Below are 22,079 nucleotides of genomic sequence, written 5' to 3' on the forward strand. Positions count from 1 at the left end.
GTATTTTGTATTTTCGTTATTTATATATCTATAAATTGAATTTAAGTTACCCAATTACATACATAAAAGGAATTAGTGTACAAAGAGCAACCCTTATCTATACAGAATTAGGTATAAAAACATGTAATGATTTATTGAATTTTTTTCCATTTAGATATATTGATAAAACTGCTTTTTACACCATTAAGGAGTTACAACCAAATTCTTCTGAAGTACAGGTTGTAGGTAAGATTACCAGCGTAAAATCTGTAGCACAAAAAAGAGGAAGTAGGTTAGTAGCAACTTTTCAAGATGCTACAGGAACCATGGAACTGGTTTGGTTTAAAGGTCAAAAATGGATTAAAGATTCTCTTAAAGTAAATGAACCTTATGTGGTTTATGGAAAACTAAATCATTACAATGGTAATTTTAGTATTCCACATCCAGAAATTGAATTGGTTATAGAGTACAAGAAAAAGTTGCAAACTAAAATGCAGCCTGTATATCCATCAACAGAAAGATTAATAAATTCTGGAGTTTCTAACAAGTTGATGCGAAACTATATTCAAAGTTTACTGCAACAATTTTTTGAAACAATAAAAGAAAGCTTGTCACAAGAAATAATAGACAGTTTTAAGTTGATGTCTAAAAGAGATGCTTTGTTAAATGCACATTTTCCTAAAAATCAAGAAAATTTAGCCAAAGCGCAAAATAGATTAAAATTTGAAGAGTTATTCTTTATTCAATTACAGTTACTGCGAAAGAAACTTTTAAATAAAACTAAAATAAAAGGGTTTGTTTTTGAAAATGTTGGGGAGAGTTTTAATACTTTTTACAAGAATCATTTGCCTTTTGAATTAACAAATGCTCAAAAAAGAGTATTAAAAGAAATTAGAAAAGATGTTGCGTCTGGTGCACATATGAATCGTCTTTTACAAGGTGATGTTGGTTCAGGAAAAACAATTGTAGCTTTATTGGCAATGCTTTTGGCAATAGATAACGAATTTCAAGCTACAATTATGGCGCCAACTGAAATTTTAGCAACACAGCATTATTATGCAATTTCTGAATTGGTTGCAGAAATGGATTTAAATGTAGATTTATTAACTGGTTCTGTTAGAGTGAAAAAACGAAGAGAAATTCATAAAAATTTAGAAGATGGTACTTTACATATTCTAATTGGTACACATGCTTTGTTAGAAGATAAAGTAAAGTTTAAAAACCTAGGAATCGCAATTATTGATGAACAACATAGATTTGGAGTTGCTCAAAGATCTAAATTATGGAAAAAAGGTGGCGCATCACAATCTTTCCAAAGGGAAGGAGCCCAAACTGTACACCAAAACTATATGACTGCACGCCCATCAGTTTATAAATTGATGAAAGAATTACAAAAAGACAGAAAACAACAAACTACTCCAGCAGAACAGGTTCTTTGGCAACAGTTAAAAACAAAAAAACTAGATATAAAATTTAGAAGACAATATATTGTAGATGAATTTATAGTTGATTTTATTTGTATTGAAAAATCTTTAATTATTGAAGTTGATGGAAAATATTATAACACAAAAGAACAACAAGAAGCAGATAATTTAAGGACACAAATTTTACAAGAATTAGGTTTTAAAGTAAAAAGGTTTACCAATGAAGAAGTTATTGGTGACATTGAAGAAGTAACCAAGAAGATTACACAAGAATTAAATAACAGTGATAATTCTCTCCCTTCGGGAGGGTTAGGGTGGGCTCCGCCTCACATTCTAGTAATGACAGCTACGCCAATACCTAGAACTTTGGCAATGTCTGTTTATGGAGATTTAGATATTTCTGTAATTGATGAATTACCTCCAGGAAGAAAAGAAGTGAAAACCGTACATCGTTTTGATAGTAACCGATTGTCTGTTTTTAAGTTTATGAGAGATGAAATTGAAAAAGGAAGACAAGTTTATATTGTGTATCCTTTAATTCAAGAATCTGAAGCCATGGATTATAAAGATTTAATGGATGGTTATGAAAGTGTTTCTCGCGAATTTCCTGCACCAAAATATCAAATAAGTATTGTACACGGACAAATGAAACCTGTAGATAAAGAATTTGAAATGCAACGTTTTGTAAAAGGTGAAACCCAAATTATGGTAGCAACAACTGTAATTGAAGTTGGTGTAAATGTGCCCAATGCAAGTGTTATGATTATTGAGAGTTCAGAACGTTTTGGCTTATCTCAACTACATCAATTAAGAGGTAGAGTTGGTAGAGGAGCAGACCAAAGTTATTGTATTTTGCTATCTAGTTATAAACTATCTTCGGAAGGAAAAACCCGTTTAAAAACAATGGTAGATACTACTGATGGTTTTAAAATTGCAGAAGTTGATTTAAAATTACGTGGACCAGGAAATTTAATGGGAACACAACAAAGTGGCGTTTTAAATCTTAAAATTGCTGATGTTGTAAGAGATACAAAAATTTTGGTAGCGGCAAGAAATACTGCAATTTCTTTATTACAAGAAGATTCTAATTTATCAAAACCAGAAAATAGTAATATTAAAAAAACGTATGTAGAATTGTCTAAAACTTCTAAAATTTGGAGTGAGATTAGTTAGAGATTTATAATTAGCTAACGGTTTGTATAAGAATAGTAACCGACTGTGGAAGTAGAATTTTTCAGTTTACTACAACTTTTATTGCGGGCTACAATGTTCATATTTACTACAATTTGACTATTATTTTTATACTTTGTTGCCAGTAGTTTTTTATTCAATTTTAAATTCTCTTAATATTGGTAAGGCTTTATTGTCAAAGTCAAATAACGCTTGGTTTTCCCAAGGAGAAGCATTTATAGATTGGTTTCCTTTCCAAGCAATTAATTCGGCTCCCCAATAACAAAATCCTATTCCATTTTCTACTTCGTTGGTTAAAATTTTAATTTGTTCGATAAATTTTCTCTGACCTTCAATTGTTGCAGGATATTCAGGTAAAATTAGATGTTCGTCTAAACCTACAATATTATTTGTCCAGTCATTCCATTCGAGTGTAAAAGGGTAGGATGTTTCTGCAATAACTATTTTTTTATTGTGGGTTTCACTTAAATGTTGCATTTTAGTTTTGAGGTTATTTAAAGATTTTCCGTGCCATATTGGATAATATGATAAGCCTATAATATCATAATCTAATGTATTTACTTGATTAAAAAACCAATCAGAGCCTTCAATACCTGCAAAATGCAAAATTATTTCAGTTTCAGTTGAATTGGCTCTTACTGCCGTAATCCCCATATTCATTAATTCTTTAAATTTTTGATAATTATTTGAAATATGTCCAGATGGGTGAAGCAAACCAGAATTGATTTCATTACCAATTTGAATATAATTTGGTTGTAATTCGTCCATAATTTTTTCAGTATAGTTATATATGCTGTCTTTCAATTGGGCAAAACTTATTCCTTGCCATTGCGTTGGAGTTTCTTGATGAGCAGGGTCAGCCCAAGTATCAGAATAATGAATAGTTAGCCAAGTTTTAAAACCATTAGTTTTTAAGGTTTGGGAAAACTGTTTTACTTCATTAAATCCAGAGTGTTCATTACTTGGATTTACCCAAAGTCTCAATCTAACAGTATTTATTCCGTTTTCCTTAAGTATGTTTAAAAAATCATTTTGATTTCCTTCCAAATCATAGAATGTAGGGCCTGAATTAAATATTTCAGGATAGTTTGAAATATCTACAGATGAGATGTACATAGAATTATCGTTCTCTGGTTCAGTTATACTTGTATCATCTTTTTCACAAGAACTAAATGCTAAGAAAAGAAATATTATTTGAATTGATAATTTCATTTATTTAATTCGCTAACGTTAACATGAATATGACGTCGTTTTAATGACTTATATTCGTAGTTAGCGAAGTTAGATTTTTTGAGTCAAAAAGTCAAGAGGGAAAACACCTGTTTAATTTAATTAAGAGTTAAAATATCATTGAGTGTTTTAATCTTTAAATCATTTAAAGAATTTGCATCTGTTTCAAAAAATAATACCTTTACTTTATTGGGCTCTAAATCAAAGAAATTGTCAGTAAAATGCCCTTTTTCACTTGTGTGTAAAAAAACATCTTTATGAAGGGTTTTACTTTCTAAAGTTATCAAAAATTGTTTTTCACCAAATTTGGTTATACTTTTTATAATTTCACTATTTTCTAATAATAAGTTTTTTGGTTTTTCTAAATAAGAAATACTTGTTTCGTTTGCAAATTTAATTCTTAAATAAGTTTTTTGGGTATCAATATTCATATTTCTTATATATAATTTATAGACTTTCTTGCTTTCATTTTCTTCAACAGAAACAAGCTTTTTGTCAAACCAAAGTACATTTCCTTTAAAATCGATTAATTCAATAAATAGGTTTTCATAATAAAGGTTAAAATTGTCATTTACAATATAAATAGAAGCTTCATTATCTTTAACCGTCGTTGATATTAATAAGTTTTCAAAAGCCTTTTTAGATTTATATTGTAACGCTTTCCAATTTCCAAAATAATCAATACTAGACCAAGAAATTGCTGGCCAACAATCATTTAATTGCCAAAAGAGTGTTCCCATATTGTAGGGTTTTGCTCTTCTTTGAGCTTCAATTCCCATTACAATTCCTTTTGCTTGTAATAATTGACTTACATAAACGTAATCTTCATCATTTGTAGGAATTTTATAATCACGTTTCATATAATCGTTAATCAATTGAAAACCTCTAGCATGTTTTTGATGCGATTTTATAGCATCTGTTTTTAAATTAATAGTATCACTCTGGTTTATATATTTCAACGCTTCAAAGCTCGGAAAAGACTGAAAACCAAACTCACTCATAAATCGTGGAACATTGTTTTCTAAATGCTCAAATGGATAACTATCATGCCAAATCCACCAATCATGTGCATCACCTTCTGTTTTGTATTTCGGGTTTCCTCTTCCATATTTTGGCGAAGTTTTCCAATAACTAGTTTCGCAGTATTTTTTCACTGAATTTGGTAAAATAGTATCAAAAACAATTTTATAATCATTCCAAATTTCTTCTTTCTCTTTATCTGTTCTATCCGCTTGCCAACCCCAACGTTTCCAACCTTCAGAGTTTTCATTATTTCCACACCACAAAGCAATGGAAGCGTGATTTCTTAATCTTTTAACTTGTTGTTCTGCTTCTTCTTTGATATTCTTTAAAAATTCTTTATCACCAGGATACATGGCACAAGCAAACATAAAATCTTGCCAAATTAAAATTCCTTTTTCATCACATAATTCGTAGAAAATATCGTTTTCATAAATTCCTCCACCCCAAACTCTTAACATATTCATATTAGAAGCTACAACATCAGACAATAACTTTTCATAATGTTGATTGGTTACATTATTCTGAAAACTGTTCTGTGGAATGTAATTCGCACCTTTTGCATAGACAGGTTTTCCATTCAATTCAAAATAGAAAGATTCTCCAATTGCGTCTTTTTTGGTAATTAATTTTATAGTTCTAATTCCTTTTTTAATTGACTGTTCGTCTTTTATTTTCCCATCAGAAATCAATTGAAAATTAAAATTGTACAAATACGGATCTCCTAGATTATGCGTCCACCATAATTTCGGATTCACTATTTCTATGGGAACTTTGTATGTGTGTTTTCCTTTTTTTAATGAGATACTCGAAGAAATAACTTCTCTATTAATTTTTGTGAATAGGTTTATGTCTTTATCAGCAGGACTTTCAATACTAATTTCAACGGACAATATTGCCTTTTCTCTGTTTACGCTTTTTTGTTTGATGTAAATGTTTTCAAACTTTAAATCATCCCAAGAATTTATAGAAACATCTTTCCAAATACCAGAAGTGTTTAGTTTTGGTCCCCAATCCCAACCGTATTGAAATTGTGCTTTTCTTGTGTAAATACGTTTTCCTTCCGGTAATTTATAAGGATTTTTATTTTCAGCAATCGATTCTTTATAATGGGTATTTGTAAAAATAATTTCTAGATGATTCTCTTTTTTAGCGAATTCTTTAATATTAAAACTAAATTTTTTAAAAGCATTATTTGTTTGTCCGAGTAAAGAATCATTTAGATAAATGGTTGCATAGGTATCTAAACCATCAAAATTAAGTTGAATATTTTTCTTTTTTAGAATTTCATTTGTGAGTTGAAATGTTGTCTTGTATTTCCAATTTTTATTAGAAACCCATTGTACTTTTTCTTCATTTGTTTTTACAAAAGGATCTTCAATAAGTTTATGATTCAATAAATCTGTAAATACATTTCCAGGAACAGAAGCAGATTTCCAATCTAAAGTATCAATTCCTTTAAATTGCCAATTATCGATTAATGACATTTTTAATGGAACATCTTTTTCAATAGAACTACAGCCAAAAGCAAATATTATTGATAATAGAAATACTATTTTACGCATTTTTAATCACTTTTAAAATTTCTTTAATCGTTTCTATATCTGAAACAGTTTGTGGAATATTGCTAAAGAAAATACTTTTTTCGTCACTGATAATTTTTGAAGCAGAAGTATGAATTTCTTTAAAACCTGCTTCTTTAAAAAGTTTTGCATTCATTGCGTTAATTCCGCTTCCAGGAAGAAGTATCAAGTTGTTTTCTACTAAAAGATTTAATTCTTTTAGTAATTCGATTCCGTTTTCTGCTTTTTCTTGTAAACCAGAAGTTAAAATTCTATTAATCCCTAAATCAATTAGTTGTTGTAAAGATTCTTTAGGATTTATAACACAATCAAAAGCTCTATGAAAGGTAAAAGTTAATGGTTTAGAAAGCTCAATAAGTTCTTTTGTTCTTGCAATATCAATAGAATTATCAGTATTTAAAACTCCAGAAACAATTCCGTTTAACTTCAGTTTTTTACAAAGTTTGATGTTTTCTTTCATCAATAAAAACTCATCGTTAGTATAACAGAAATCACCACTTCTGGGTCTGATTAAAACATTTACAGGAATTGTAATTTCTTCTGAAACATTTTTTAGTACTCCAAAAGAAGGTGTAATTCCACCAACAAAAAGTTCAGAACAAAGTTCTATTCTATCTGCTCCAGCTTTTTGAGCGTTTATTGCTGATTGATATGAATTTGCACAGATTTCTAGTTTCATAATTTTTTAAAATATGTCACATCGAGTGATTTTGAGTTTTCCTCAAAATTGTATCGAGATGTTTTTTGTTTTCGATACAAATTTTTTCATTCTTCAAAAATTCACTTGAACTGACAGTATGTTTTTACTCAACAATTATTTCATCAATAAATAACCAGGCTTTATGACCAGCACCTTGTTTTCCATCTGGAATTTTACCATAATTTGGAATTGTAAGTTTTATTTTTGTAGCTTTCATATGATCTGCAACCATAATCGCATTGATTAATAAATCATCGCTTTTTTCTAATTTTAATTCAAATGGATTTTTATTATCATCAAAGTAAAATAAAACTTTTTTCGGCGCATAAATCCATTGTCCATTTCCGTTATGAAAACGTGTAGAAATTGAATTGATTTCTGTTGGTTTATCAAATTCAATAGTAATTTCTACATCATCACCATTAAAACCTAACCATTCTTTGTCACCATAGCGTTTGTTGTTTCCAGAAATACCATTAATTAATGCTTTTTTTCCTCCGACATTATAAGATTTATGAGGTTCAACGCTTAAAGAAATCTTTTTTCCAACGGCTTTGTGTAGGTTTATTTTTTGCTCGAAAACACTTCCTAATTGCTTTCCTTCAGAATTAAAAATAGCAGCTTTAATAGTTAGACTTTTTTTAATTTCTATTTTATCAGTAGAAACATTTGAAGAACTATTTGGTTTAGAATCATCAGTTGTAAACCGTATGCTTTTTCCATTTGTAGTTGTTTCTAATTGATAACTAATTTGCCCGTTTTCATTAATTAATTCACCAGTAACTTCATATAAATGATTGGCATAATTTACACTCATAACATCCAATCTTTCATTAAACAATTCTAACCTTTTTATAAAGTCATCATAGTTTTTATTAGTTGGTTTAGACCAAACAACTTCACTTAAAGCAATCATTCTAGGGAATGCCATATATTCTACTTTATCTGAAGTTTGCATATATTCTGTCCAAATATTTCCTTGAGCTCCTAATACATATTTAGCTTCTTCTATAGTAAGTTCTTCAGGAATCGGATTAAAATTATATACTTTTTCTAACGGAAGAAATCCACCAATTGCAACAGGTTCATTTTCATTGGTAGATTGATAATGGTCAAAATAACAATGAGAATTTGGTGTTAAAATTACATCGTGTTTTTGTTTAGCAGCTTCAACTGCGCCATTAATTCCTCTCCAAGACATCACTGTTGCATTTGGCGCTAAACCACCTTCTAATATTTCATCCCAACCAATAATTTGTTTTCCTTTAGAGTTGATATACTTTTCCATTCTAGTGATAAAATAACTTTGTAAACCATGTTCGTCTTTTAAACCTTCCTTTTTTATTAGTTTCTGACAATGCGCACATTTTTTCCAATTTGTTTTTGGAGCCTCATCTCCACCAATATGAATATATTTTCCAGGAAATAGTGTAATTACTTCATCAATTACATCTTCTAAAAATTTGAATGTATTTTCTTTTGGACAATATATTTCATCGAAAACACCCCATTTTGTAGCAACTTTAACTTGTTTTCCTGTACAGCCTAATTCTGGATATGCAGCAATTGCAGCTTGTGCATGACCAGGTAATTCAATTTCTGGAATTACTGTAATCTGTCTTTGTGTAGCATATTTTACGACCTCTTTAATTTCTTCTTGTGTATAGAAACCACCATATTTTTTTCCATCAAATTTTTGAGGTTGATCATTATAATGCCCGATTAAGGTTTCATTTCTAAAAGCAGCAATTTCTTGTAGTTTAGGGTATTTCTTAATCTCAATTCGCCAACCTTGATCTTCTGTTAAATGCCAATGAAACGTGTTCATTTTTAACATTGCCATTAAATCGATGTATTTTTTTATAAAATCAACATCAAAGAAATGACGACCAACATCTAAATGCATTCCTCTATACCCAAATTGTGGAGCATCTTTAATTTCTAAACATTGTATAGCAAATTCACTTTCTGTAGAATTTTCAAAATTAGTAGGTAATAGTTGCCTTAAAGATTGAAAAGCATAAAAAGCTCCTTTTTGATTTTTTGCAGAAATCAAGATTTCTTTAGTTGTAATTTTTAACTGATAACCTTCATCATTACTAATAGTATTATCAATTTTAAAGTTGATAGTATTTTGTGAACCATCATTTAATTTGATTGTATTGTTTTTTTTAATATAACTTTTAAAGAATTCAGCAACGTTTTTTAAGTCATTATCATACGTTAATTTGGTGTCGTTATTTAGGATAAAAACTCTTTCAGTTATAACTTGTTCTGTAGGAATTGGAATAATATTTGGTACAGTAGCAATCTTATTTTCCTTAAAACACGCAGCTAATAGTAGAACTACTGTTGTGTATATTGTAATTTGTGTTGTTCGTCTAAAAGTACCCATTTGCTAATTGATTGATTATGGTTATCTTGCTAATTTAGACAAAAATTTATATTTATTTTACTGATGAAAAATCAATTTCTAACTTCGTATATTTTAGCTTTTTTCGTTTTTATTTCTTGTAAAGAAAAAGTAATTATTTCTGAAGCAAAAAAAGACAAACAACTTATTTCTTATGTAAATCCGTTTATTGGTACTGGAGGTCATGGTCATACATACCCTGGTGCAACGATGCCTTTTGGAATGATGCAACTTTCACCAGACACACGTTTAGATGGTTGGGATGGATGTTCTGGTTATCATTATTCAGATGATGAAATTTATGGTTTTTCGCACACACATTTAAGCGGAACTGGAGTTTCTGATTATGGAGATATTTTGTTAATGCCAACAAACAAACAAGTTTTTAATAATGGAGCTGATGGAAAAGAAGGTTATAAATCGAGGTTTTCTCATGATAAAGAAGTGGCAGAACCGGGTTTTTATAAAGTCCATTTAGATGATACAAATATTGATGTTGAATTAACAGTTTCTAAAAGAAGTGGAATTCATAAATACAGTTTTCCTTCAGCAGAAAATCAATTTGTAATTTTAGATTTATTACACAGAGATAAAGTTTTAGACGCAAAAATTAATAGAATTTCTGATACTGAAATTACAGGACACCGTTTTTCTGAAGCTTGGGCAAGTGATCAGCGTTTATTTTTTGTAATTAAAACATCGCATTCTTTTTCTGATGTTTTACAATCTCCATCAAAAAAAGGAATGGTAGGTGCGCAAAAAATTGCCTTGAATTTCAACAATCCAAATAATGAACCTGTTTTTATTAAAGTAGGAATTTCTGCTGTTGATATTGAAGGAGCAAGAAAAAATTTAGAAGGTGAAATAGGAGATCAAACTTTTGAGGAAGTTAAAAAAACGGTACAAAATTTTTGGGAAAAGCAATTAGAAAAAATTGTTTTAGAAGATTCAAATAAAGATAATAAAGTCAATTTCTATTCTTCTATGTATCATGTTTCTATTGCGCCAAATTTATATCAAGATGTAGATGGAAGGTATAGAGGAATCGATTTAAAAATCCACGAAGCAAAAGGCTTTGATTATTATACTGTTTTTTCTATGTGGGATACTTACAGAGCTACGCATCCTTTATACACAATTATAGAACAAGAAAAAACGAACGATTTTGTTAACACTTTTTTAGCAAAATATGATGAAGGTGGTATTATGCCAATTTGGGATTTAGCAGGGAATTATACAGGTTGTATGATTGGTTATCATGCAGTTCCTATTATTGCAGATGCGTATTTAAAAGGAATAAAAAATTACGATGTTGCCAAAGCTTTTGAAGCTATGAAACATTCTGCAACTCGTGATAAATTAGGATTGGATTTCTATAAAAATTTCGGATTTATTCCTGTTGAAAAAGAATCTGAATCAGTTTCTAAAACATTAGAATATGCTTATGATGATTGGACCATTTCTCAAATGGCAAAAGAATTAGGTAAAGAAGATGATTTTAAAACCTATTCTGAAAGAGCACAATATTATAAGAATATTTTTGATCCAAGTACTCAATTTATGAGAGGAAGGTTTAGAAATACGTGGTTTGCACCTTTTGACCCTTATGAAGTGAATTTTAATTACACCGAAGCAAATTCTTGGCAATACAGTTTTTATGTTCCTCAAGATATTTCTGGATTCATAAATTTATTAGGAGGAAAGAAGCAGTTAGAAACAAATCTTGATAAATTATTTGTTGCTGAAGATAAAGCTTCTGGTCGTCATCAAGTAGATATTACTGGTTTAATAGGTCAATATGCACATGGAAACGAACCAAGTCATCACATGGCATATTTGTATAACTTTGTAAATAAACCTTCTAAAACGCAAGAAAAAGTACGTCAGATTTTAACTGAATTGTACACAAATACGCCTGATGGAATTTCAGGAAACGAAGATTGTGGACAAATGAGTGCTTGGTATATTTTCTCTTCATTAGGTTTTTATCCTGTAACACCAGGTTCTAATCAATATATTATTGGAAGTCCGTTGTTTGAAAAAGCAACCATCAATTTAGAAAACGGAAAATCATTTACAGTGCAGGCAAATAATAGTTCATCAGAAAATAAATACATTAAATCTGTACAATTAAATGGAGATGTTTATGAGTATTCATATATCAATCATAAAGATATTATGAATGGAGGAAGTTTGGTTTTTGAAATGACAAATAAATCTTCAACTTGGGGAACAAAAAACAAATTTATTCCATCAACAAAAATTGAAGAACATATAATTGTTGCAGCACCATTTATTGCAACTGGAGATATTGCTTTTAGAGGTAGTACAGAAGTGGTGTTAAATTCTGTTGATACTGATAAGAAAATCATGTATTCTTTTGGTGATGCGTTTAAAGAGTATACAAAACCTTTTACAGTTTCAGAAAAAAGTTCTTTGAAAATGTATGCACAAAGAGGAAATGAAAAAAGTGCAACAATTACTACTGAATTCTTTAAAATTGATCCAAACTTAACTGTAATTTTAGAAAATAAATATGCAAATCAATACAATGGAGGTGGAGCAAATGCTTTGATTGACGGAATTGTAGGTGCAGAAGATTTTAGAACTGGAACTTGGCAAGGGTATTTTGATACAGATTTAGTTGCTATTGTTGATTTGGGAAAAATAAAATATATAACAGAAATAGGGATTAATTGTTTAGAAGACCAAAGAAGTTGGATTTTTCTTCCAACTGAAATTGATTTTTTAACATCTATTGATGGAGTGAATTTTACATCCATAACTAAAAGAAAATTTGAAAAGGTTCAATCTAAAGAAAATGTAACAATTGAAGAATCAAGAATAACTATTAAGCCAAAAAAAGTTAGATACATAAAAATCATCGCAAAAAAGTTAGGCAAACTTCCAAAGTGGCATTTAGGTTATAAACACGATGGAAGAAGCTGGTTGTTTGTCGATGAAATTCAGATAAAATAACTTTATTGCGAATGAGGAACGATTGAGGCAACCTCTTTCTAGTAAAAGAGATTACTTCGTAAACTCGCAATGACAAATTAAGAATAATTATGAAACGTAGAAATTTTCTAAAAAAAGCATCAGTAACAGGTTTAGGTTTAGTGGCTGTATCATCAACTTTAATAAGTTGTGATGATTCTAAATCAAAAGAAAAAAAAATAGCACCAGTAACTTTAAAACCAGTTAAACCATTAGTAATTGCTACTTGGAAAACAGATTTAGCGGTAGAAACAGCTGCTAACGTTTTAAAAAAAGGAGGTTCAGCTTTAGAAGCTGTAGAACAAGGTTGTAGAATTGAAGAGGCAAATGAAGAAGGGCAATCTGTAGGTAAAGGAGGTTTGCCTGATAGAGATGGAAATGTTACCCTGGATGCTTGTATAATGGATGAAAAAGGAAATTATGGAGCAGTTTTAGGCGTAAAAAATATTAAACATGTAATTTCTGTTGCTAGAAAAGTAATGGAAGATACACCACATGTAATGTTGGTTGGTGATGGAGCAGAACAATTTGCCGTTTCCAAAGGATTTGAAAGAGAAAATTTATTAACAGAAGCTTCAAAAAAAGCTTGGGAAAAATGGAAAGTAAAATCGGAGTACAAACCGATTATAAATATAGAAAACCACGATACAATTGGCATGTTAGCTGTTGATAAAAACGGTAATATTTCTGGAGCTTGTACCACAAGTGGATTGGCTTTTAAATTGGCTGGTAGAGTAGGAGATTCGCCAATTATTGGTGGTGGATTATTTGTTGATAATGAAGTTGGTGGCGCATCTGCAACTGGTTTAGGAGAAGAAGTATTAAAAACGGTGGGTAGTTTTTTAATTGTTGAATTAATGCGACAGGGTAAAAGTCCACAAGAAGCTTGTGAAATAGCAATTGGACGAATTGTAAACAAACCAGGTAAAGATTTTAAGAATTTTCAAGTAGGTTATATTGCTGTGAATAAGCAAGGTGAAACTGGCGCATATTCCATTCATGAATGGTTTAGTTACAACATATATAAAGACAATGAAAACAAGAATATTAAATCAGATTATTTTAACAAAGCATAAGTATGTATTCAGAAACAACGAATAAATCCTATAAGAGTGCCTTTATATTTTTAACAACTTTATTTTTCCTTTGGGGATTTATTACTGTTTTAGTAGATAGTTTAGTACCAAGACTAAAAGATGTTTTCGAAATGTCGTATGCAAAAACTGTTTTAGTACAATTTGCATTCTTTGTAGCATTTTTTGTGTTCTCATTACCAGCAGGATTTATCTTATCGAAAATTGGTTACAAAAAAGGAATCGTTTTAGGTTTATTAACAATGGCTTTAGGTTGTTTGTTATTTTATCCAGCAGCTTCAATAAGATCTTTTCCAGTATTTTTAATAGGGTATTTTACATTGGCTGGTGGAATTACAATATTGCAAGTAGCAGCAAATCCTTATGTAGCTTTGTTAGGTAGTGAAGATGGTGCAAGTAGTCGTTTAAATTTATCACAAGCATTTAATTCTTTAGGAACCACAATTGCACCCGTTGTTGGCGCATTATTTTTATTGAGCGATTCTGTAAAAACATCAACAGAGATAGCATTGTTATCAGAAGTTGAAAAAACCAATTATTATGTTGCTGAAGCTGCAACAGTTCAAACTCCATTTATATTTATCGCAATTTCCATTGCTGTTTTAGCATTGATATTTGGGTTTATAAAGTTACCACAAGTAATGCAAGAAAGTCCAAAAGGAGGTTATATAACATTGCTTAAAAATAAGTTACTATTAATGGGTGCTTTAGGAATCTTTGTCTATGTTGGCGCAGAAGTTGCAATTGGTAGCTTTTTAGTCAATTATTTTTCTGACATGAATTTAGCAGTAGTTGTTGCAGGTAATGAAACTATGATGAGTATTGCAAATACCATTGCAAGCACATTTAATAAAACTTTTACAAATTCTGATCCTAAATCGCTATTAGCAATTTTCGTTATTTTTTATTGGGGTGGCGCAATGATTGGGCGTTTTGTTGGCGCTTATTTAACCAAAATTATAGCACCAGGAAAAGTATTAGCCATTTTTGCAAGTTTAGCAATTATCATGATTTTAATTTCTATAAACACAACAGGCTTACTTTCTATGTGGTCTATTTTGGCAGTTGGTTTATTTAACTCAATTATGTTTCCAACTATTTTTACATTAAGTTTAGAAGGTTTGGGCGATTTAAAAGCTCAAGCATCTGGTTTGCTATGTATGGCAATTGTTGGTGGCGCAATTATTCCTTTTGCTTTTGGAGGTTTAATTGATGGTTTTGGCTTTAAAATAGCATTTGTTTTAACAATAGCTTGTTATGGATATATTCTGTTTTATGGACGCTTTAAAACGAAGAAAGAATAGTTTTTTTGAAAATTCGCTAACGTTGTTGTGAATATGACGTCGTTTTAATGACTTATATTCGTAGTTAGCGAAGTTCGGTTTTTTTTAGAAGAAAATCAAGGGTGAAAATACCTGTCTTTTAAAATAAAAAATCTCAAGCTTTCACTTGAGATTTTAGAATATCTTAATAAGATTTATAATTTTGGTTTCTCTAAATTACTAATTTATTATATATTTTCAACAAATTCTAAAAAAATTTTTTTATGCAATTCCATATCCATATTTCCAGAAAGTGAAGCACGTACAATATAATCTTTGTCTCCTTCTTTAGTAGTTCCTTGAGTAGAGGTTGCAGGTATTGTCCAATAACATCCTTTTAACTGTCCGTAACTTACACAGAACTTACTTTCATTAGGGATTTTTGTAATCATTAAGTTGATTAACTTTAAATTTAAAGCTCTTTTATGCACTTCTTTTTCCTCATCCGTATTTCCTTTTGTAGGAAGATCTAGTGAAAAAACAGAAGGCGTAAATTCTTGTGCTGCTAATTCTTCTGAAACAAAATTAATTTTAGCTTCGGGTAACGTTTCTTGGATGAAATTTACAAATTCACGAGTGTTTTTATACGCATCAATAATTCTTTGTTTCATTGATGGCAATTGTTTTGCTAATATTTTATATTGAAAATTAGTAGCTTCATTATCGCAAAGTAGTAAGTGTTCTTCTATCTTTTCAATTAATGTAATCGTTTTCTTATTTCCAACACAATAACCAGCCGTACATTGCCCGCCACTTGGAAATTTAGATCCACTTGCAAAAGAAATTGTTCTTATGGTTGATAGTATTTCACCTTCACCTAAAAAATGAATATTTGGGCAGAATGTTTGATCTAAAATAAAAACAGGGTCGATAGTAATTTTACCATTTGCAGTTTTACGTTCTCTACTTAAAACTTCTTTGAGATCTATAAGGTTTGGAACTTCAACTCTTGGATTTGTAGGTATTTCTGCTATGATATAAGGAACTGCATTTTCATTCGCAATTTTTGCTAAAACGGTATCAATACTTTGTACCATATCGTTATCTCCATCAACTGCTAAATCTACCACTTCAACATTGTCAATACAAGCAGCAACTCTTCTTGCTTGGTCATTTGTACCACCGTAACAATTAGTAGGAACAATAATTTTAATGGCTTTTCCTTTATGATTTTCTATAGCATCATGAACTAAACCCATTAATATTGCATATTGAATAGATAATCCGCTTGAAGAAACGAGTGCTTTTGTATTTGTTTCTGTAACTTCATTAATAGCATCTAAAACAATTTTTTTATCAACTTTTAGGTTGCTTTTTTGAAGTTCAATAGCGATTTTGTTAACTAAAGAATGCAACGCAGTTAGACAATTACCTGGTGTCATTGCAATGGTTTCTCTTCTTCTTACATGTTGTATATCTGAAATATAACTTTCATTTTGTTTTCCGTTTACTAGTAAAATACTTCCAAGATTTTTATGAAGACTAATAAAAAAATCAATATTTGAATTGATCTCAAAAGCTCCAATTTTTTCTTGTTCAGAAATATAAATTGTGCTTCCATTAAATTTAGTAATATCTTTTATGTTTTCAGCTTTCTTCAACTCAAATTTATAACCATAAACTCGCTTAATTACTTCAGCATCAAAAAAAGTTGGTAATTCATTTTTATAAATGATTTGAGTGTCTTTTTTTTCTAGTAAGTTTTTTCTTAAAATTGCTAAAATAGGAATCGTATTTGATGAAAAGCTGATTATATTTTCTGATTTCAAATTATTTAAATTCCCAATAATCCATTCTAATATACAAGATAAAGGATGACCTAATCGAATATAATCGTACGCAGTTGGTAATTTCTTTAATGCAGATGCTTCAAAATTATTTTTTTTAAATAAGGTTTCAAACTGATCTAAAAATTCGATTTTAGCTAACTTTTCGTTATAAATATCTAATCGATGTGTTGTTAGATTTAGCCAATCTGTTGGCATATTGTCTAATATGTTTTTAATATAGTTTAGCATTTTATTGTCTTCCTTATTTTTCAACCTTAAAGAGGTAATTAATAGATGTAATTTAGTTTTTATAATTTTTATAGCGAAGTTAGTTTTTTTGTGTGAAAAAATCAATTGTAAAATGAGCTGTTTTAAAATAAAAAAACCTCAAGTTTTTACTTGAGGTTTTTTTATTTTATAAGCAATTTACATTGCTCCCCATTCTTTTAATGAAGCTTTGTTCATTTTTATATAAGTAGCATTTTTAGCTACAGTTGCATATTTTAAAGATTCTTTTGCAGCAGCAATTGCGCTTTTAGTTTTTCCTGCTTTTGCATGTATTAAAGATTGTTGTCTTAAATACCAAAAACGAGGATTTTCTGAAGTCATTTTCACAGCTTTGTCAATCCACATTTGAGCTTTATTAATATCCTTTCCATTTGCTAAATAATAACCAGATGCAGAAAATAGATCTTGAGCTGAAGGTCCACTCATTACTTTCTCTATTGATTTATCTACCATTGCATTTGTAGGAGTTTCAAATTTTACACCAACATAAGTTCTTTCCCACATAATTCCTAAAACAGCAGAATTTTTTGTTAAATCATCAAAAGTAATTGTGAATGTCTCAATATCCATAGGGATTTCTTGTGCAGTTACTCTAATTTGTGCTGCTACTTTTGTATCATCCCATTCTCTTGGAGCTCCAGAACCTTTATGTTCTGTATAAAAATATACGTCCCAACTTGTTTTTCCTGGTTTTGTAAAAATAGCATAAGTTCCTTTTTTTAAAGGTTTACCATCAATTGTTACATCTGAACTAAATGTGATCTTTGTTCTAGCATTTGCACCTGTTCTCCAAACTTTATCAAAATCTTCTAATCCTCCAAATATTACTCTTCCTTTCATACTAGGTCTAGAATATTCTAAAGTTACGTCTGTAAGTCCAACTTTTTGTTCAACTTTTTGAAATGGACTTGGAGCAGGTGTTTCAATTTGAGCATTTGTAGCGTACGTTAATGCGAGTACAAATAAACTTAATATAATTTTTTTCATGATTATTGGTTGTTATTTTTAATTCTATCAAAATTACGATTTCAAAAAATGAGAATTGTTAACAAAACCTTAAATTAAAGGTGTGTATCTTTGCTTCTCAATTTAGAAGATGAAGAAATATATATCAGAATTTATTGGTACTTTTTCTATGGTTTTTTGTGGAACAGGAGCCATGACCGTTAATGAAGTTACTGGTGGAGAAGTAACACATGTAGGTGTTGCAATAACTTGGGGATTAATAGTAATGGCAATGATTTATGCTTTTGGAGAAACTTCTGGAGCACATTTTAATCCAGCAGTTACAATTGCGTTTGCGTATGCTAAAAAGTTTTCTTGGAAAGAAGTTCCTAAATATATCATTGCTCAAATTTTAGGTGCTTTTGTAGCAAGTTTAATTTTATGGTTCCTATTTCCTGCAAGTGAATTTTTAGGGGCAACCATTACAACAGTTGATGTTTGGCGTGCATTTGTATTAGAATTATTATTAACTTTTTTCTTAATGTTGGTTATTATAAATGTTTCAACTGGAAGTAAGGAAATAGGAGTCGTTGCAGGTATTGCAATTGGTGCTGTTGTTTTGTTAGAAGCCATGTTTGCAGGTCCAATTACTAACGCTTCTATGAATCCTGCACGTTCTATTGCACCAGCAATTGTATCTGGTAATTTGCAACATTTATGGATGTATATTACTGCGCCAATTTTAGGAGCAATATTAGCCGTAGTTTCATGTAAGTTAGTAAAAGATGATAATTGTTGTAATGATATTACTTGTTAAATTCAATTTTACTTTATGAAAAGTATTAGTATTTTAGGTTGTGGTTGGTTAGGTAAATCTTTAGCGATTTCTTTGTTGGATGCTGGTTTTTCTGTAAAAGGTTCTACTACAAAAGAAGAAAAGTTAGCGCTTTTAGAGATGAATAGTATTGAACCTTTTATTGTTAATATTTCTGATTTTGAAGCGTTTGATGGTTTCTTAAATTCTGACATTTTAATAATTGCAATTACGTCTAAAGATGTTGACGGTTTTGAAAACCTTATTTCACAAATTGAAAACTCTAGCATTCAAAAAGTAATATTTATTAGTTCAACTTCCGTTTATAGAAGACTTAATAAAGTAATAACGGAAGAAGATGCTGTTTTAAAAACATCTTTAACAGAAATTGAAGAGTTATTTAGGCAGAACAATTTTTTTGAAACTACAATTATTCGTTTTGCAGGCTTATTTGGTGATGAAAGACAACCAGAGAATTGGTTTAAAAACGGACGAAAAATCCCTCAACCAAAAGGTTTTGTGAATATGATTCATAAAGAAGATTGTATCGAAATTATTAATACTATTATAGATCAAAATTGCTGGAATGAAACTTTTAACGCCTGTTCTAATCATCATCCAACGAGAAGAGAGTTTTATACAATTGCTAAATTAAGTAGTGATTTTGAAGTTCCAGAATTTGAAGAAAATGAAAACTATGAATGGAAAATTATCAGTTCTAAAAAAGTACAAGAGGTTTTAGATTATACTTTTATTCATGATGATTTATTGAGTTTTTAAATTGTAAAGATGCAGAGTAACAGATTGACAAAGGTTCAATGGTTTAGTATTGTGGAGTTTGTCAGTTCGAGTGATTTTCGAATTTATGAGGAAATTAAATCGAGATTTTTTTTGAACCTTAATTTTCTCTTTTTTCCTAAAAACTAAAAACTAAAAACTAAAAACTAACGATACTTCCTTTTTCTCAAATAACTAAACCCAAACCCAAAACCAAACAACAATATTAACGGTAAAACAATATTTAAAAATTGCCAATAAGTTCTTTCTTTAAAAGCTTTTTGTTTGTCTAAAGTTCTAATCTTTAAAGATTTGTTTCTTAAGTTGATTAAACCTGAATCATCTAATAAGTAGTCAACCGAATTTAGTAGAAAATCTTTATTTCCGAATTCTTGATTGGTCCATTTATCTCTTGCTAAATCATAAGGTTCATTCTTTAAAACTTGATTTTTCCCAACATCACCATCAGAAATAATAATCATTTTATTCTTTACTGACTTTCCCTTAAAAAGAGACGTTTCAAAAGGTTTTATTCTATTCTTATATGCTGAATTAAATTCGCCTTCTAACAAAACTGCAAACAATTGATTTCCGCTTTTATAATCTGTTTCTATAGGTTCTTTAGCTATAGATTGTAATTCTATAATTGTTGGTGTACCAACTTTTTGTGTTAATAAAGAACTGACTAATAATGGTATTTTTTTGATGTTGTTTTTTAAAGTATCTATCTGATTTGCAAATTGCAATCTTACAGGAGAAACATTTTTTGTAATTGCGTTATTTGGGTTTGCACCAGCTAAAGGATGATAAAACCATTCTAAATTTTTGAACTGTGTTTGGTTACCAATTACGCCAGTTGCAACAGGAATTTGAGCTGAATATAAATCTTTAATTAAAGTTGTATTTATTCGAATCCCGTAAGAAAATAAAAGGTCTGTTAAATTTAAATCTCTTGAATATGCTAACATTTTACCAGTATTAGCTAAACTATCTTGGTCTGCTTGTACATTGTCAATCATCCACAAAGTTTTACCACCATTTGCAATAAATTGATCCAAAACAAACTTTTCTTTTTCTGTGAATTTTTCAGTTGGTTTTGCTATTACTACTAAATCTAAATTTGATAAATCTTTTAAAGCTTGTTGTGGATTTGTAGCAACAGAATCTAAAGTGAATTTTGCCAATCTGTATTTTTTAGCAACTTCACTTAAAAAACTATATTGATAAATATCTTGTAACTCTCCATTTCCAGTAAGTATTCCAACTTTTTTACGCTGCTTTTGAACACTGTTATTTATGGCGTTAGAAAAACTATATTCTAAATTTTCAATCGCTTTTTGAAGTTGTTCTTCTTGAGATGCTACAATTCCAGAAGGCAATAAAGAAACAATTTCAATTCTTTTACCATAATTAATTTCTGCCCAAGGAAATATGATAGCTTCAGATAATTTTCCTTCTTCTTCAACAGTTAATTGACTTGGCATCATTCCTTTTTTAACCAACACTTCACGTTGACTATTAGGGTTTTCAAAACTGATTTTTATATTCGGATTTTCTGATGATAATTCTTCTAAATATTGTTTTGTTTCAACTTGTAATCTTTTAAATTCCGAAGGAAAATCGCCTTCTAAATAAACAGTTACAAAAAGAAATTTATCTACGTTAGAAACAATCTCTTTAGTAGTTTCAGAAAGTGTATAACGTTTATCCGAAGTTAAATCGAAACGTTTATATAATGATTGATTCACATAGTTTAAAACGATCAATCCAATAAAAATTAGTACTATATTCTTTATTTTCTTATTCATTTTCTAAACGTGTTTTAGTGATGAATAAAAAGAAAACGGTAACACTTATAAAATAAATAATATCTCTGGTATCTATAACGCCGCGAGAAATACTTTTAAAATGTTCGTTAATTCCTATTTTTTTTACGGTGATAGATTCGTTTCCAAAAGAAGTAGAAACGGCATCAAAACCATAAAATAAAATAAAAGTGATAAAAACACCTAAAATAAAAGCTACAATCTGGTTTTTTGATAAAGTTGAAGTAAATAAGCCAATAGCAGTATATGTTGAAGCTAAAAATAATAAACCAATATAAGAGCCAATTGTACTACCAAAATCTAGATTTCCAATAGGGTTTCCAAGTTGATAAACAGTATAAACATATGTTAGGGTAGGTATTAAAGCAACTACTACTAATAGGAGTGAAGCCCAAAATTTACCTAAAACAATTTGCCAATCAGAAATTGGTTTTGTTTTTAGAAGTTCTATGGTTCCGTTATTAAATTCATCAGCAAAACTTTTCATAGTAATTGCAGGAATTAAGAATAAGAAAACCCAAGGAGCTAAAAAGAAAAAAGGATTAATATCTGCAAAACCTGCATTTAATATATTGTAATTGTCTTTAAAAACCCATAAAAACAAACCGTTTATCAGCAAGAAAACTCCAATTACCAAGTAGGCAATTGGACTTGCAAAAAACGAATTGAATTCTTTTTTTAGAATTGTTATCAATATTTATCTTTTT

Annotated in this window: 14 protein-coding genes; 6 read left to right on the forward strand and 8 right to left on the reverse strand. The window is 29.6% G+C overall.

The genetic code is table 11. The annotated features are described in order from the left end of the window. Positions 1-35: 35 nt before the first annotated feature. Complete coding sequence (locus V3V28_RS07245) at positions 36-2,576, forward strand: DUF559 domain-containing protein (RefSeq protein ID WP_331364354.1); 2,541 nt, start codon at positions 36-38, stop codon at positions 2,574-2,576. A gap of 150 nt (positions 2,577-2,726) precedes the next feature. On the opposite strand, the gene V3V28_RS07250 is transcribed toward V3V28_RS07245, so the two are convergent. The 4 genes from V3V28_RS07250 to V3V28_RS07265 all read right to left on the reverse strand — a co-directional run bounded on the left by V3V28_RS07250 (position 2,727) and on the right by V3V28_RS07265 (position 9,522). Beyond that, a complete protein-coding gene (locus V3V28_RS07250; protein ID WP_331364355.1) occupies positions 2,727-3,806 on the reverse strand; it encodes a glycoside hydrolase family 53 protein in 1,080 nt (359 codons plus the stop codon). Between the two features lie 116 nt (positions 3,807-3,922). Then, complete coding sequence (locus V3V28_RS07255; protein ID WP_331364356.1) at positions 3,923-6,409, reverse strand: beta-mannosidase; 2,487 nt, start codon at positions 6,407-6,409, stop codon at positions 3,923-3,925. Then, a complete protein-coding gene (locus tag V3V28_RS07260; RefSeq protein ID WP_331364357.1) occupies positions 6,402-7,106 on the reverse strand; it encodes a copper homeostasis protein CutC in 705 nt (234 codons plus the stop codon). Before V3V28_RS07260 ends, V3V28_RS07255 begins: the two co-directional genes overlap by 8 nt. A gap of 124 nt (positions 7,107-7,230) precedes the next feature. Next, the gene (locus V3V28_RS07265; protein ID WP_331364358.1) at positions 7,231-9,522 is read right to left on the reverse strand and encodes a beta-N-acetylhexosaminidase; all 2,292 of its coding nucleotides are present in this window, start codon (positions 9,520-9,522) and stop codon (positions 7,231-7,233) included. A gap of 63 nt (positions 9,523-9,585) precedes the next feature. On the opposite strand from V3V28_RS07265, the gene V3V28_RS07270 reads away from it, so the two are divergent. The 3 genes from V3V28_RS07270 (at position 9,586) to V3V28_RS07280 (ending at position 14,935) form a co-directional block, all read left to right on the forward strand. After that, positions 9,586-12,519 carry a GH92 family glycosyl hydrolase gene (locus V3V28_RS07270; RefSeq protein ID WP_331364359.1) on the forward strand — a complete coding sequence of 978 codons (2,934 nt, stop codon included), beginning with the start codon at positions 9,586-9,588 and terminating at the stop codon, positions 12,517-12,519. 89 nt (positions 12,520-12,608) lie between these two features. Then, positions 12,609-13,613, forward strand: coding sequence for an isoaspartyl peptidase/L-asparaginase family protein (locus V3V28_RS07275; protein WP_331364360.1), 1,005 nt, complete (start codon positions 12,609-12,611; stop codon positions 13,611-13,613). Positions 13,614-13,615: 2 nt separating this feature from the next. Beyond that, positions 13,616-14,935 carry a sugar MFS transporter gene (locus V3V28_RS07280; RefSeq protein WP_331364361.1) on the forward strand — a complete coding sequence of 440 codons (1,320 nt, stop codon included), beginning with the start codon at positions 13,616-13,618 and terminating at the stop codon, positions 14,933-14,935. A gap of 206 nt (positions 14,936-15,141) precedes the next feature. On the opposite strand, the gene V3V28_RS07285 is transcribed toward V3V28_RS07280, so the two are convergent. After that, positions 15,142-16,971, reverse strand: a complete 1,830-nt coding sequence (locus V3V28_RS07285) for a cystathionine beta-synthase (RefSeq protein WP_331364362.1) — start codon at positions 16,969-16,971, stop codon at positions 15,142-15,144. A gap of 177 nt (positions 16,972-17,148) precedes the next feature. Further along, positions 17,149-17,997, reverse strand: coding sequence for a DUF2911 domain-containing protein (locus tag V3V28_RS07290; protein WP_331364363.1), 849 nt, complete (start codon positions 17,995-17,997; stop codon positions 17,149-17,151). A gap of 109 nt (positions 17,998-18,106) precedes the next feature. Here V3V28_RS07290 and V3V28_RS07295 point away from each other — a divergent pair, with 109 nt between their 5' ends. Together V3V28_RS07295 and V3V28_RS07300 are read left to right on the forward strand one after the other, a co-directional pair. Next, positions 18,107-18,772: an MIP/aquaporin family protein gene (locus tag V3V28_RS07295; RefSeq protein WP_331364364.1), complete on the forward strand. Its 666-nt coding sequence runs from the start codon at positions 18,107-18,109 to the stop codon at positions 18,770-18,772. A gap of 15 nt (positions 18,773-18,787) precedes the next feature. Beyond that, positions 18,788-19,549, forward strand: coding sequence for an NAD(P)H-binding protein (locus V3V28_RS07300; protein WP_331364365.1), 762 nt, complete (start codon positions 18,788-18,790; stop codon positions 19,547-19,549). Between the two features lie 164 nt (positions 19,550-19,713). Here the strand turns inward: V3V28_RS07300 and gldG are convergent, their stop codons facing one another. Together gldG and gldF are read right to left on the reverse strand one after the other, a co-directional pair. Further along, positions 19,714-21,354, reverse strand: coding sequence for a gliding motility-associated ABC transporter substrate-binding protein GldG (gldG, locus tag V3V28_RS07305; RefSeq protein WP_331364366.1), 1,641 nt, complete (start codon positions 21,352-21,354; stop codon positions 19,714-19,716). Further along, positions 21,347-22,066 carry a gliding motility-associated ABC transporter permease subunit GldF gene (gene gldF, locus V3V28_RS07310; protein WP_331364367.1) on the reverse strand — a complete coding sequence of 240 codons (720 nt, stop codon included), beginning with the start codon at positions 22,064-22,066 and terminating at the stop codon, positions 21,347-21,349. Before gldF ends, gldG begins: the two co-directional genes overlap by 8 nt. Positions 22,067-22,079 lie beyond the last annotated feature (13 nt).

The sequence above is a fragment of the Polaribacter sp. genome (genome assembly GCF_036480315.1).
Lineage (GTDB): Bacteria > Bacteroidota > Bacteroidia > Flavobacteriales > Flavobacteriaceae > Polaribacter.

Bases quoted from the DNA above. Each gene is read 5' to 3' on its own strand.
- V3V28_RS07295 (WP_331364364.1), top strand. From the start codon at position 18,107: ATGAAGAAATATATATCAGAATTTATTGGTACTTTTTCTATGGTTTTT.
- V3V28_RS07285 (WP_331364362.1), bottom strand. From the start codon at position 16,971: ATGCTAAACTATATTAAAAACATATTAGACAATATGCCAACAGATTGG.
- V3V28_RS07260 (WP_331364357.1), bottom strand. From the start codon at position 7,106: ATGAAACTAGAAATCTGTGCAAATTCATATCAATCAGCAATAAACGCT.
- V3V28_RS07265 (WP_331364358.1), bottom strand. From the start codon at position 9,522: ATGGGTACTTTTAGACGAACAACACAAATTACAATATACACAACAGTA.
- V3V28_RS07275 (WP_331364360.1), top strand. From the start codon at position 12,609: ATGAAACGTAGAAATTTTCTAAAAAAAGCATCAGTAACAGGTTTAGGT.
- V3V28_RS07280 (WP_331364361.1), top strand. From the start codon at position 13,616: ATGTATTCAGAAACAACGAATAAATCCTATAAGAGTGCCTTTATATTT.
- V3V28_RS07290 (WP_331364363.1), bottom strand. From the start codon at position 17,997: ATGAAAAAAATTATATTAAGTTTATTTGTACTCGCATTAACGTACGCT.
- V3V28_RS07250 (WP_331364355.1), bottom strand. From the start codon at position 3,806: ATGAAATTATCAATTCAAATAATATTTCTTTTCTTAGCATTTAGTTCT.
- V3V28_RS07300 (WP_331364365.1), top strand. From the start codon at position 18,788: ATGAAAAGTATTAGTATTTTAGGTTGTGGTTGGTTAGGTAAATCTTTA.
- V3V28_RS07255 (WP_331364356.1), bottom strand. From the start codon at position 6,409: ATGCGTAAAATAGTATTTCTATTATCAATAATATTTGCTTTTGGCTGT.
- gldG (WP_331364366.1), bottom strand. From the start codon at position 21,354: ATGAATAAGAAAATAAAGAATATAGTACTAATTTTTATTGGATTGATC.
- V3V28_RS07270 (WP_331364359.1), top strand. From the start codon at position 9,586: ATGAAAAATCAATTTCTAACTTCGTATATTTTAGCTTTTTTCGTTTTT.